Source organism: Streptomyces sp. URMC 123 (assembly GCF_051386515.1).
Lineage (GTDB): Bacteria > Actinomycetota > Actinomycetes > Streptomycetales > Streptomycetaceae > Streptomyces.
Genome location: NZ_JBPQTV010000004.1, coordinates 59,890 through 71,319, shown reverse-complemented (window position 1 = coordinate 71,319; position 11,430 = coordinate 59,890). Strand labels below are relative to the sequence as shown.

Below are 11,430 nucleotides of genomic sequence, written 5' to 3'. Positions count from 1 at the left end.
GCTTCGCTGGCTCTGCTGGCACGTTCAGAGCCAGCGAAGCGAGCCAAGAGCGTGTCAGCGGAGAACGGGGGCCGGCCGGCCGAGGACGAGAGCCGCCCGGCACGGCGTGAGGCCCGGCCGGCCGAGGACGAAACCCGCCCCGCCGGGAGCGAGAGCCGCCCGGCCAAGGACGAGGCGCACCCCGCCAGGAGCGAGAGCCGCCCCGCCAAGAGCGAGCAGACCCGCACGCTGATCCTGGAGACCGCCATGCGGCTCTTCCAGGAGCGCGGTTACGACAAGACCACGATGCGGGCCATCGCCACCGAGGCCGGGGTCTCGGTCGGCAACGCGTATTACTACTTCGCCGGCAAGGAACATTTGATCCAGGGCTTCTACGACCGGATCGCCGCCGAGCACCAGGCGGCGGTGCGCGACGTACTGGACCGGGAGACCGACCTGGAGGCGCGGATCTCCGGGGTCCTCCAGGCGTGGCTGGACATCGCCGAGCCGTACCACGAGTTCGCGGCGCAGTTCTTCAAGAACGCCGCGGACCCCGACAGCCCCCTCAGCCCCTTCTCGGCCGAGTCGGAGCACGCGCGCGAGGCGGCCATCGACGTCCACCGCGAGGTGCTGGCCGGCTCGAAGGCGAAGGTCCCGGCGGAGCTGGTCGACGTCCTGCCCGAGCTGCTGTGGCTCTCCCAGATGGGGCTGGTCCTCTACTGGGTCTTCGACCGCTCCCCCGGCCGCGAGCGCACCCGCCGCCTGGCCGACCGGGGCGCGCGGCTGACCACGCGCGGGGTGTCCCTGGCCCGCTTCCGCGTCCTGCGGCCGCTCGTGCACGAGGTGCACGAGCTGTTCACGGACTTCCTCCCCGGCATGGCGGAGACGGCGGTCTCCCGCAAGAAGAAGACGGACTGACCCCTCCCGGGCTCAGTCCGTCGCCCTCGGGGCCGGCCGGGCCGGTGGTCAGCTCGTGACGGCGTGTCCGTGCGCGTCGATCGACGGCGGCAGAGTCCGCAGGCGTTCGCCCAGGCTGCCGGCGGCGGATTCGCTTCGGCTGGTCAGCACGTCGGCCAGGTGCGTGAGCCGGGTGCGGGCAGTGGACCGGAGCCTGCTGGGTGGGACGCGGTCCAGGACCTTGTGAGCTCGCTGGACCGCGTCCCGATGAGCGTCGGGTACTTCGGCCCGGGCGAGTACCAGTGCGGCCGCTGCCCAACCGGGAGTGGCCTCGGCGCAGCCCGACAACGACGCCTCCGCTCGTGCGCGGGCATCGGCGGCACGGCCGAGGAGGAGATATGCCTCCGCTTGGTGGAGGGCGAGTTCGGCGGCGTCGAAACCGAAGCGGCCCGGGGCCTCCGGGTTCCGGGCCGCGTCGAGTTCGTTGAGCGCGGTACGGAGGGCGTGGTCCGCGTCGTCGCCGCGGCCCGCGGTGGCGAGAGCCGGCAGGAGGGCCCAGGCGTTCAGTTGCGCGCGGACGAGCCCCTGGGGAGCGGCGGCTGCTCCCCGTTCGGCGTACTGGATGGCTGCTGCGATATGGCCGGAGGCTCGGGCCACCATGCTCTGCGCGCCCCAGGCCCAGGCTTCCAGGCGGCGGTCGCCGGTCCGGGCACCGTAGGCCGCGGCGGTGGCGAGGTGGGCGCGGGCACCGGTGGTGTCGTCCAGGTGGTAAGCGAGGTTGCCCAGCAGAGCGGTCAGCCAGCCCACTTGGCGCCGCACTCCCTCGTCGGCAGCGCCGCTCTCGAGTGGCGGCGTCAGGAGCCGGCGGACCTCGCGGGCCTGCTCGAAGAGGAGGTGAGGCGGGTGTTTCGCATAGTTGAGCGCGTAGTGGTCAACAGCCGCCTGGGCCAGGTCGGCGACCAGCGGGCCGCCCTGCGGGCTGGCGAGGAGCGCGAGATGCAGACTTTCGCGTACCGCGGGAAGTCCGGCGTCCGTGGTCATCCGCATCGGCTCCTGTTCACGCGGGGCGCACCCGTCGGCAGCGGTGTGGGCCCGACCGTAGCGGAACACGACGCCACTGGAAGCCGCACGCGCACGGTCGAGTCCCAGTTGCTCGGGCCGGGCTCCGTAAACACGACAGAGCATCGCCGCGTACTCGTCGTCGGGCCACTCGCTCCCGTCGTGCTCCCAGCGGCACAGCATGGCCTCGGTGAGTCCGCGGGGCCGCAGCCCGGCGGCCGCGTACAGCCCGGCGATCTGCTCGATGGTCTGCGCTCGTGACCAGCCCAGTGCCAGGCGCCAGGCTTCCAGGGCGGTGACCTCCGGCAGCGCTGTACGGATCTCGGTGACGGTCCGTTCGAGGGTGCGGCGTTGTTGTTGGCAGCGCATACGGATGCGCTGCGACTGACGCAGGATTTCGGCCCGGCGAGCGCGCGTTACGGTGGCCATGCGGTCCCCCGGATGCAGGCACGGGATGGTGGGCGGCCTTGCTCACGGTAGCCGTTGGTCCGTGCTCCCGGAGCCCTGATGCGATTGCGGGCGACCCGCAATGTCCCCGCTTGGGTGCGGCAATGACGAAGCGCCGTGGCCGGGACCACCCTGGTGGCACGGCCGGTGATCCGGCCACTCGGCGCGATCCAGGAGGACAGCATCATGGCGAACGTGCATTCCGACGCGCATGCGAACGTCACGGGCGTGGACCCCGCGACGGGCCGGTCCGAGGGCCTGCTGCGGGGCCGGCGGAACATCGCGGCGGCCCGCGGCCGTGGGTCCACCCCGTCCGATGGCGGTGGCACGGGCAAGAGCGACGGCAACGACTGACGGCGGCTGATCCTGCGATGGCGCGAGCGCGCATCGCGGAGCGTCTGGGCCGGGACCGATTCCTGGCCCGGACGCTGCACCGCGACTACCGACATGTGAAGGGCGTCTTCACGGGCGCCGAGCGGGCCGCCCTGGTCTCCTTCGACACCCTGAGCGACATCGTTGCCCGGCACCGTCTGGAACCGCCCCGCCTGCGGCTGACCGCCGGTGGCGACATGCTGCCGCTGCACCGCTACGCGGCGGCCGTCACCACGCGCCGCTCGACGGTATGGCAGCGTGTCCACCCCGCCGAGCTGCACCAGTGCCTGGCCGGCGGGGCTTCCCTGGTCATCGACCAGATCGACCACCTGCACGAACCGATCGGCGATCTCGCGGCCGGGCTGGAAAGTTGGTTGCGGTCCTCGGTCCAGGTCAATGCCTATGCCTCATGGACGCCGACCGAGGGCTTCGGCACCCACTGGGACGACCACGATGTCGTGGTGATCCAGATCGAGGGCGCCAAGCGGTGGCGCCTGTTCGGGCCCACCCGCCGGGTACCGCTGCACCGGGATGTGGCCGAGCCGGAACCACCGCCGACCGAGCCGATCGCCGAGCTCGTCCTGCGATCGGGGGATGTGCTGTACGTGCCGCGCGGCTGGTGGCACGCCGTAACCGCCGACCAGGGCACCTGCTCCCTGCACCTGACGTGCGGCATCACCCCACCGCACACCGGGGCCCGCCTGCTGAACTGGCTGGCCGACGAGCTTCTGGCCTGCGACACCTTCCGCAGGGATCTGCCCCTGCACGCCGACCAGGGCGCACAGGCGGCATTCCTGTCGGCGCTCGGCAAAGAGGTCGGAGCCGCATTGGGGGACCCGGGTTTGCTGACGCGGTACGCCGACGCCCAGGACGCCGCAGACCTGGGCCGTCCGCGGCCGTCCTTGCCCCACCTCACCACAGTCCCGGCCGAAGCGGACCTCCTGGTGCGCCTGACGACCGGACGGGCCCGTATCACCGAGGTGACGGTCGAGGGCGAGGCCCTGGTGCGGCTCCGGGGCGCCGGGCAGGAACTCGACGCCGCGGCGGTGGCCGGCCCCCTGCTGCGCCGGCTCCTGGAGATCGGCTGGCACCGCCTGGACGAGCTGGCCGACGCGGCGGGTGTGGGCCTGGACGACGCGGCCACTGTGGTGACCGAACTGGTGGCGGCACAAATGGCAACCGTGCGCCGGGAGGGATCGTGACGGCACTGCTGGGGCTGGGCACCTACCGCGTCCCCGGCGAGGAGCTGGCCGCCGCCGCCCGGCGCGCGGCCGGCTCCCCGTACGCGTGGATCGACACCGCGCCCAACTACGGCGCAGGCCGCGCCCACCGCCTTCTCGCTCCCGCTCTGGCCGATCACCTCCACCTGCGCGTGGCCACAAAGGCCGGGTTCCTCACTCCCGCCACCGCACGGGCGGCTCACGCTGCCGGTGTCGTCAACACCCCGCTGACCAGGCACAGCATCACCGACCGGTTCCTGCGCTGGCAGACAGAGCGCAGCCGCACGGAACTGGGCCGGGACCGACTGGACGCGGTGTTCGTGCACAATCCCGAGTACGACCGAGGCGACCACCACGAATTGGCCGACCGGCTCCGGACCGCGTTCGCCGTCCTCGAGGAACAGGCGTGTTCAGGGCGCCTGGCCGCCTACGGCGTGGCCACGTGGAGCGGCTTCACCGAGGGGGCGTTCACCGTGCCGGTGCTCGACCGTCTGGCCACCGAGGCGGCCGGGACCCGCGAGCACCACCTGAGCATCATCCAGTTGCCCGTCAGCCTCGTCATGGACACCCACTTCCGCCAAGCCCTCCACGGGCGCGGGCCCATCGCCCAGGCCGAGGGGCGGGGCTGGGAGATCCATGCCTCCGCGCCGCTGCACGGCGGGGAGCTCCCCTCCCTGGCCACCCCCGAGGTCGCCGCACTCCTCCGGGAAGGGGCCTCGGTCGCCGCCGCCTGTATCGCGGCCGTTGCCTCGTGCCCGGGGATCTCACGTGTGCTCCTGGCCACCGGGAAGGCGGCACACTGGAGCGAAGCCCTCGGCGTGGTCGGCGCGCCCGCCATTTCTTCCGACGAGCTCCGGACGGTCCTCGATGTACTCGCCGCCCCCCTCTGACGACGACACCCGGCGCATGGTGGCCGCGCACGCCGCCGCGGCCGACGCGTTCGGGGCCGGCGTGCGCGGTCCGCGCCTGTGGGGGTGGCGCGGCCGCACCCTCGGGCAGCGCGCCGACCACCCCGTACACGGCCCCTGCTGGCTGCGGCTGCTCTCCGTTCCCGGGCAGAAGGCGGGCGGCAAGCTCTGGGAGGGCACCGAGCGGGCCGCCGCCGCCTTCTCGGCCGTGCGGAAACCGGCGCTGCACGGGCTGTACGACTGGGCCACGGGCCCGTACGCCTACCGGGCCGAGCTCACCGCGTACGTCGACGAGCCGGTGCTGTCCTCCGAGCCGGTCCTGCGCCGCGAGCTCGACCTCTCGGACGGCTGGTTCGCGACGATCCGTACGAGCCTGACGGCCATCGCCGCCACCGCGACCGACCGTACGGCCGTGCGCCAGGAGTGGATCAGCCGCGCCGTCCCCGCGTACACCGGTCGGCCGGCCCCGCGCATCACCCAATGGACCTGCGCCCACGGGGACTTCCACGCCGCCAACCTCACCCGGGGCGCCACCGTCCTCGACTGGGAGGGCTGGGGACTGGCACCCCGCGGCTACGACGCCGCCACGCTCTACGCCTACGCCCAGCTCGCCCCCCGTACCGCCGCCCGCGTCCGGCGCGAGCTCGCGCCCCTGCTGGAGGGCGAGGACGGCCGCGCCGCCCTCCTCGTCGTCTGCGCCGAGCTGCTCCAGTCCGCGTCCCGCGGCGACCATCCCGACCTGGTCCCCAGGCTCCGTGCCCTGGTCGACGCCCGCACGCCGCCCGCCGGGGAACACCGCCGGCCGGTCCCACGGTGAACGGGCGGCCCCTCGGGCGTTCTCACCCGGACGGGGCCGTCGGCGCGCCGTTCAGTCCTCGGCGAGCTCCAGCCAGCGCTCCTCCAGCTCGCCCCGCTCCACCGCCAGTTCGCGCAGCTGCGCGTCCAGCTTCGCCACGCGCTCGAAGTCCGTCGCGTTCTCGGCGATCTCCGCGTGGAGCTTCGCCTCCTGCTCGCCGATCCTGTCCAGGCGCCGCTCGATCCGCTGGAGCTCCTTCTGCGCGGCCCGCTGGTCCGCCGCGGACCGCACCGGCGCCGCCGGGCCGGCGGCCGGCGCGGAGGCCGCCGAGGAGGCCAGGGACTCCTCGATCACCGCGCGCCGCCGCTCCAGGTACTCGTCCAGGCCGCGCGGCAGCATCCGCATCGCCCGGTCGCCGAGCAGCGCGAACACCCGGTCGGTGGTCCGCTCGATGAAGTACCGGTCGTGGCTGATCACGATCATCGAGCCCGGCCAGCCGTCGAGCAGGTCCTCCAGCTGGGTCAGCGTCTCGATGTCGAGGTCGTTCGTCGGCTCGTCCAGGAAGAGCACGTTCGGCTCGTCCATCAGCAGCCGCAGGATCTGGAGCCGGCGGCGCTCACCGCCGGAGAGGTCGCCGACCGGCGTCCACTGCTTCTCCTTGCCGAAGCCGAACTTCTCGCAGAGCTGCCCCGCGGTCATTTCCCGGCCCTTGCCGAGGTCCACCCGCTCGCGCACCCGCTGCACCGCCTCCAGCACGCGCCAGCTCGGGTCGAGCTCGGCGACCTCCTGGGAGAGGTACGCGAGCTTCACCGTCTTGCCGACGACGATCCGCCCGCCCGCCGGCTGGGCCTCGCCCTCCGTGCGGGCGGCCTCCGCCATGGCCCGCAGCAGCGAGGTCTTGCCCGCGCCGTTCACGCCGACCAGGCCGATCCGGTCGCCCGGCCCCAGCTGCCAGGTCAGATGCTTCAGCAGCTCCTTCGACCCGGCGGTCACGGAGACGTTCTCCAGGTCGAAGACGGTCCGGCCGAGCCGGGAGCCGGCGAACTTCATCAGCTCGGCGCTGTCGCGCGGCGGCGGCACATCGGCGATCAGCTCGTTCGCCGCCTCGATCCGGAACCGCGGCTTGCTGGTGCGCGCGGGCGCGCCCCGGCGCAGCCAGGCGAGCTCCTTGCGTACGAGGTTCTGCCGCTTGGCCTCCTCGGTGGCGGCGATCCGCTCCCGCTCGGCACGGGCGAAGACGTAGTCCGAGTAGCCGCCCTCGTACTCGTACACCGTGCCGCGCTGCACGTCCCACATGCGGGTGCAGACCTGGTCCAGGAACCAGCGGTCGTGGGTCACCACGACGAGCGCGGAGCGGCGGGCGCGCAGGTGCTCGGCGAGCCAGGCGATGCCCTCGACGTCGAGGTGGTTGGTGGGCTCGTCCAGGACGATCAGGTCCTGCTCGGCGATCAGCAGCTTCGCCAGCGCGATGCGGCGGCGCTCGCCGCCGGAGAGCGGGCCGATGACCGTGTCCAGGCCCTGCGCGAAGCCGGGGAGGTCCAGGCCGCCGAAGAGGCCGGTCAGCACGTCGCGGATCTTGGCGTTGCCGGCCCACTCGTGGTCGGCGAGGTCGCCGATCACCTCGTGCCGCACGGTGGCGGCCGGGTCCAGCGAGTCGTGCTGGGTCAGCACGCCCAGGCGCAGGCCGCCGGAGTGGGTGATCCGCCCCTCGTCGGGGCTCTCCAGCTTGGCCAGCATCCGGATCAGGGTCGTCTTCCCGTCGCCGTTGCGGCCGACGACGCCGATCCGGTCGCCCTCGCTCACGCCGAGGGACACGCCGTCGAGCAGGGCACGCGTGCCGTACACCTTGCTGACTGCCTCGGCATTGACCAGATTGACGGCCATCTCACTCCTGGGACGCGGATCGATGAAAGTCCAGGGTAATCGGCCTCCGCCCGATGCCGGACGGGGTGACCTCCGGTCCGGTACGGGGTCGTCCCGGCCGAGGTCGCCCCTCGCGGGGGCGAGGGGGAATCTTTTCGGTTTCCGGCCTTCCGGGATTCGGTCACGGGACTAGCCTGTCCCGTGACCGAACGTGTACGGGGAGTGGCGTATCGGTGACCGCCCAGCGGTGCCCGGTGCGCGGGGAGGCGGAACGTTGATCAACAAGGACCCCGAGGGTTCCACGCTGCGCTACTTCGGCAGCCAGTTCCGGCTGTGGCGGACCAAGGCCGGCATGAGCCGCGAGGAACTGGCGGACGCCATCGGGTACTCCGCGGAAATGGTCAAGTCGGTGGAGCAGGGGCGTCGCGTGCCGACGCCGGGGCTCATCAGCGCGGCCGACGACGTCCTGGGGGCGGGCGGCCTCCTCAAGGCGGGCGAGCAGTTCCTCACGCGGGAGAAGTGGCCCAATTGGTTCAAGGAGTACGCGCTGTACGAGGCGGAGGCGGCGGCACTGTGTGTCTACGCGACGCATGTCGTGCCGGGCCTCCTCCAGACCGAGGAGTACGCGCGTGCCGTCTTCCGCAGTGGCCGCCCGGTTCTCGACGAGGAGGAAATCGAGCGTCGCTTGACCGCTCGGATGGAGCGGCAAGCGCTGTTCACGCGGACACCGCCACCCGCCCTGAGCTATGTCCTGGAGCAAGTCATCCTGGAGCGGCCCATCGGTGGCAAGGCTGTCATGAAGGGGCAGCTGCTGCGGCTTCTGGAATGCGCCGAGCTGCCCTTCATGGACCTGCAAATCATGCCTACGGCACGGGAAGCCCATGCCGCCCTCGCCGGACCCATGCATCTGATCGAGACCAAGGAACTGCAGCGGCTGGTCTACTGCGAAGCCCATCGCGGCAGCAGTCTGATCGCCGACGCCAAGGACGTCAGCGACCTCAATCTGCGCTATGGGATTCTGCGCTCCCAGGCCCTCACTCCCGAGGACTCCCTGAGCTTCCTGAAGAGACTGCTAGGAGAGCTATGAGCCTCATATGGTCCAAGAGCAGTTACAGCGGCCCAGAAGGCGGCCAGTGCGTCGAGGTGGCCATTGACTGGCGCAAGTCCACGTACAGCGGTCCGGAAGGCGGTGACTGCGTAGAGGTCGGCCTCGACTGGCGCAAGTCCAGTCACAGCAGTGACGAGGGCGGGGAGTGCGTGGAGGTCGCCACGACGCCCGCCCTCGTTCACGTACGGGACTCGAAGGACGCGTCAGGTCCCCACCTGACGTTCTCCCCCGCCGCGTGGGGCGACTTCCTCACGTTCGCCACCACGCACCCGCACCCCGCGCCCGACAGCTGAGACCCCGTACGCGGCCGGCGGCCGGAGCCCCCGCCCCCTCACTGCTCGAACGTCATGTCGACCGGGTTGAGCTCGAAGATCGTCCCGGTGCCGTCCGCCGTGCCGCTACCCGATTCCGTTTCCCTCGCCGGGTGGAAGACCCCCGCCGTCGTGTTGCCGCTGCCCGTCTCCCGCACCTGGCCGAAGTTGTTCTCGAACGTCCTGGTCATGGTGAGCACGATCCGGTCGCCGGTGCTCGGGAAGAAGATCCGGTCGGTCGTGTTCGTGGTCACCGTCGAGCCCGCCCTGGAGAACGTCCCCTGCATCTCGATGCTGCCGCCGACGAGGTCCGGGCGGGAGAGCGACGTGCAGCGGACGCTTCCGTTGCCCTGGGCCTCACCCGTGAGGCCGCTGACCGTCATCCTGAATGTCGCGCGGCAGGTCATGACCACCGCGTCCGCGTCCCGTTCGGCCGCGAAGCCGACGGGCACGGAGCTGAGCGCCAGCAGCCCGCCGGCCACGGCCGCGAAGGCGGCCCGGCGGCGGCTCCGGGGAAGTGCGTACGTCATCGATCGTCCTCCTTGCTCGTCGGCCCGGCCACCCGTGGCCGGCCGGAATCGCTGTCGGAGGACGGTGCGCACCACCCTGGGAAGAATTGTGCTATCCCGGGCAAATGGCTCGCATCACTCACACGGGTGGCGGCGACCGGCGCACCCGCGCCTGACGTGGCGAAAGAGCGTCAACGAGCCCTGAGCGCGTCGCGGGCCCGGGCCACGAACGCGCGGCCCGCCGGGGAGCCCGGGCCGGCCGCGCGCCAGGCGAAGGCCAGACGGCCGCGCAGCGCGGGCTTGTTGAGGGCGATCGGCCGCAGCAGGTCCGAGCGCGCCGCGGCGTACGCGCCCGGCAGGATCGCCGCGCCCAGCCCGCGCGCGGCGAGCTGGACGAGGACATCGAGGTCGCCGGCCTCGAAGGCGATGCGCGGGGTGAAGCCGATCTCCGCGCACGCCTCGTCGAGCCGGGCGCGCAGCCCCGTGCCGCGCGGCAGGCTGATCAGGGGCCGGCCGCGCAGCGTGTCCAGCGAGACGACCTCGTGCACGGCGAGTTCGTGGCCGTGGGCGACGGCCGCGACGATCGGCTGGTCGTCGACCACCTCGATCCCCAGTCCGTCCGGGGTCCTCCGCCCGAGGCTGACGATCGCCGCGTCCAGGCCCCCGGTGCGCAGCGCCGCCACGAGGTCGTCCGTGTTCCCCTCGGTGAGGGTGATCTCGACGCCCGGGTGGTCGTCGTGGAACGCGGCGAGCAGGTCCGGCAGATCGACGTTGTGCGAGGTGACCGTGCCGACGGCGACCCGGCCGCGGAGGAGGCCGGTGAGCTCGTCGACCACCAGCCGGACGCCCTCGACGGCGGCCAGCGCGGCCCGCGCGTACGGCAGGACCGCCTCGCCCGCCTCGGTCAGCCGCACCGAGCGGCCGGAGCGGTCGAACAGCTCCTGGCCCAGCTCCCGTTCCAGCCGGCGGATCTGCGCGCTGACCCCCGGCTGGGCCACATGGACCCGCTCGGCGGCGCGGGTGAAGTTCCGCTCCTCGGCCACGGCCACGACGTACTCGAGCTGACGCAGTTCCATAACCGCCGATTCTAGTTACGAGACCTGCCATCTCTTGGACTTCTGGCTCCGGCGGCGGAAGAGTGGCGGTGCAGGGAAAACCACCCGCAAACCGCACGAAGACGAGGAGCACCCGCACCATGTCCGAGAACCCCCGCGCCGTCGCCCGTACCCCCGAGGACCTGGCCCGACTCTTCGTCGAGCGCGCCAACGCCCGTGACGCGGAAGGGCTTTCGCTGCTCTACGCGCCCGACGCGGTGCTCGCCTACCCGGCGGGCGCGGTGACGGTCGGGCGGGAGGCGATCCGGGCCGTGTGCGAGCGGCTGGTCGAGAACGCACCGCTGCCGTTCCCGTTCGAGGAGCCGCTGCCGACGGTCCGCTACGGCGACCTCGCGCTCACCTCGACGAAGGACTCCGACGGCACGGGCGGCCGCGTCCAGGTCGCGCGGCGCCAGCCGGACGGCACGTGGCTGCGCGTCATCGACCGCCCCGAGGTCCCGGCGACGGCCTGAGGCTCCAGGGCCGAGCGAGGCCCCCGCGGCGACCCGAAGCGGCGGGGGCGGGGCCGGGTCCCGCTAACCCGTCTCGCCCTGGCCGTCACACGTCCCGCACGGCGCCTCGTGCTGCCACCCGTCCTCGTCCGTCCACTCGATCTTGCCGCTGCCGCCGCACGAGCAGCACAACGGCAGCCGCAGCGGAGCGCGGGCCGCGGCCGGGGCGACGACCTCGACCTTGTCGTCCGGCGTCAGCAGCACCGCCTCACGGCCGAACGGGTCGGGCCGCTCCAGTTTCGCGCGCGGGCTGCCCTGCCAGCTTCCGGCGATGACGGCGTAGGCCCCGTCCAGGAGCCCCGAGCACGTCTCGACGAAACGGATGCGGTCGCCGTCCTCGGGCTCGCCCATGTCC

The 11,430-nt window shown here is 72.5% G+C and carries 13 protein-coding genes; 8 read left to right on the top strand and 5 right to left on the bottom strand.

Features of this window, described 5'->3' with window-relative positions:
- Positions 1 to 246 precede the first annotated feature (246 nt).
- The gene (locus ACSNOD_RS01635) at positions 247 to 897 is read left to right on the top strand and encodes a TetR/AcrR family transcriptional regulator (protein ID WP_436764868.1); all 651 of its coding nucleotides are present in this window, start codon (positions 247 to 249) and stop codon (positions 895 to 897) included.
- Between the two features lie 48 nt (positions 898 to 945).
- Here ACSNOD_RS01635 and ACSNOD_RS01630 read toward each other — a convergent pair whose 3' ends face one another.
- Complete coding sequence (locus ACSNOD_RS01630; protein ID WP_436764865.1) at positions 946 to 2,364, bottom strand: Twin-arginine translocation pathway signal; 1,419 nt, start codon at positions 2,362 to 2,364, stop codon at positions 946 to 948.
- A gap of 135 nt (positions 2,365 to 2,499) precedes the next feature.
- Between ACSNOD_RS01630 and ACSNOD_RS01625 the strand changes: the two genes are divergently transcribed.
- Genes ACSNOD_RS01625 through ACSNOD_RS01610 form a run of 4 tightly spaced genes read left to right on the top strand, consistent with a single transcriptional unit; the run spans position 2,500 to position 5,699 of the window.
- Positions 2,500 to 2,736, top strand: a complete 237-nt coding sequence (locus ACSNOD_RS01625) for a hypothetical protein (RefSeq protein ID WP_436764864.1) — start codon at positions 2,500 to 2,502, stop codon at positions 2,734 to 2,736.
- A 17-nt stretch (positions 2,737 to 2,753) separates the two neighbouring features.
- Entirely contained in the window at positions 2,754 to 3,956 is a 1,203-nt protein-coding gene (locus ACSNOD_RS01620) for a cupin domain-containing protein (RefSeq protein WP_436764863.1), read from the top strand.
- Complete coding sequence (locus ACSNOD_RS01615; protein ID WP_436764862.1) at positions 3,953 to 4,864, top strand: aldo/keto reductase; 912 nt, start codon at positions 3,953 to 3,955, stop codon at positions 4,862 to 4,864. Before ACSNOD_RS01620 ends, ACSNOD_RS01615 begins: the two co-directional genes overlap by 4 nt.
- A 16-nt stretch (positions 4,865 to 4,880) precedes the next feature.
- Complete coding sequence (locus tag ACSNOD_RS01610; protein ID WP_436764861.1) at positions 4,881 to 5,699, top strand: phosphotransferase; 819 nt, start codon at positions 4,881 to 4,883, stop codon at positions 5,697 to 5,699.
- 51 nt (positions 5,700 to 5,750) lie between these two features.
- Here ACSNOD_RS01610 and ACSNOD_RS01605 read toward each other — a convergent pair whose 3' ends face one another.
- Positions 5,751 to 7,562: an ABC-F family ATP-binding cassette domain-containing protein gene (locus ACSNOD_RS01605; protein ID WP_436764860.1), complete on the bottom strand. Its 1,812-nt coding sequence runs from the start codon at positions 7,560 to 7,562 to the stop codon at positions 5,751 to 5,753.
- Positions 7,563 to 7,815: 253 nt separating this feature from the next.
- Here ACSNOD_RS01605 and ACSNOD_RS01600 point away from each other — a divergent pair, with 253 nt between their 5' ends.
- Together ACSNOD_RS01600 and ACSNOD_RS01595 are read left to right on the top strand one after the other, a co-directional pair.
- The gene (locus ACSNOD_RS01600; protein ID WP_436764859.1) at positions 7,816 to 8,628 is read left to right on the top strand and encodes a helix-turn-helix domain-containing protein; all 813 of its coding nucleotides are present in this window, start codon (positions 7,816 to 7,818) and stop codon (positions 8,626 to 8,628) included.
- The gene (locus tag ACSNOD_RS01595; protein ID WP_436764858.1) at positions 8,625 to 8,942 is read left to right on the top strand and encodes a DUF397 domain-containing protein; all 318 of its coding nucleotides are present in this window, start codon (positions 8,625 to 8,627) and stop codon (positions 8,940 to 8,942) included. The genes ACSNOD_RS01600 and ACSNOD_RS01595 overlap by 4 nt, the downstream gene beginning before the upstream one ends.
- Before the next feature lie 38 nt (positions 8,943 to 8,980).
- On the opposite strand, the gene ACSNOD_RS01590 is transcribed toward ACSNOD_RS01595, so the two are convergent.
- Together ACSNOD_RS01590 and ACSNOD_RS01585 are read right to left on the bottom strand one after the other, a co-directional pair.
- The gene (locus ACSNOD_RS01590; RefSeq protein ID WP_436764857.1) at positions 8,981 to 9,490 is read right to left on the bottom strand and encodes a hypothetical protein; all 510 of its coding nucleotides are present in this window, start codon (positions 9,488 to 9,490) and stop codon (positions 8,981 to 8,983) included.
- A gap of 170 nt (positions 9,491 to 9,660) precedes the next feature.
- Positions 9,661 to 10,545, bottom strand: a complete 885-nt coding sequence (locus ACSNOD_RS01585; RefSeq protein ID WP_436764856.1) for a LysR family transcriptional regulator — start codon at positions 10,543 to 10,545, stop codon at positions 9,661 to 9,663.
- Between the two features lie 119 nt (positions 10,546 to 10,664).
- On the opposite strand from ACSNOD_RS01585, the gene ACSNOD_RS01580 reads away from it, so the two are divergent.
- A complete protein-coding gene (locus ACSNOD_RS01580) occupies positions 10,665 to 11,036 on the top strand; it encodes a YybH family protein (protein ID WP_436764855.1) in 372 nt (123 codons plus the stop codon).
- A gap of 63 nt (positions 11,037 to 11,099) precedes the next feature.
- Here ACSNOD_RS01580 and ACSNOD_RS01575 read toward each other — a convergent pair whose 3' ends face one another.
- A complete protein-coding gene (locus ACSNOD_RS01575) occupies positions 11,100 to 11,426 on the bottom strand; it encodes a hypothetical protein (protein ID WP_436764854.1) in 327 nt (108 codons plus the stop codon).
- Positions 11,427 to 11,430 lie beyond the last annotated feature (4 nt).

What these genes read in the sequence shown, in the direction of transcription:
- ACSNOD_RS01635 (WP_436764868.1), top strand. Translation starts at nt 247, where the DNA reads ATGCGGCTCTTCCAGGAGCGCGGTTACGACAAGACCACGATGCGGGCC.
- ACSNOD_RS01630 (WP_436764865.1), bottom strand. Translation starts at nt 2,364, where the DNA reads ATGGCCACCGTAACGCGCGCTCGCCGGGCCGAAATCCTGCGTCAGTCG.
- ACSNOD_RS01620 (WP_436764863.1), top strand. Translation starts at nt 2,754, where the DNA reads ATGGCGCGAGCGCGCATCGCGGAGCGTCTGGGCCGGGACCGATTCCTG.
- ACSNOD_RS01610 (WP_436764861.1), top strand. Translation starts at nt 4,881, where the DNA reads ATGGTGGCCGCGCACGCCGCCGCGGCCGACGCGTTCGGGGCCGGCGTG.
- ACSNOD_RS01605 (WP_436764860.1), bottom strand. Translation starts at nt 7,562, where the DNA reads ATGGCCGTCAATCTGGTCAATGCCGAGGCAGTCAGCAAGGTGTACGGC.
- ACSNOD_RS01595 (WP_436764858.1), top strand. Translation starts at nt 8,625, where the DNA reads ATGAGCCTCATATGGTCCAAGAGCAGTTACAGCGGCCCAGAAGGCGGC.
- ACSNOD_RS01590 (WP_436764857.1), bottom strand. Translation starts at nt 9,490, where the DNA reads ATGACGTACGCACTTCCCCGGAGCCGCCGCCGGGCCGCCTTCGCGGCC.
- ACSNOD_RS01585 (WP_436764856.1), bottom strand. Translation starts at nt 10,545, where the DNA reads ATGGAACTGCGTCAGCTCGAGTACGTCGTGGCCGTGGCCGAGGAGCGG.
- ACSNOD_RS01580 (WP_436764855.1), top strand. Translation starts at nt 10,665, where the DNA reads ATGTCCGAGAACCCCCGCGCCGTCGCCCGTACCCCCGAGGACCTGGCC.
- ACSNOD_RS01575 (WP_436764854.1), bottom strand. Translation starts at nt 11,426, where the DNA reads ATGGGCGAGCCCGAGGACGGCGACCGCATCCGTTTCGTCGAGACGTGC.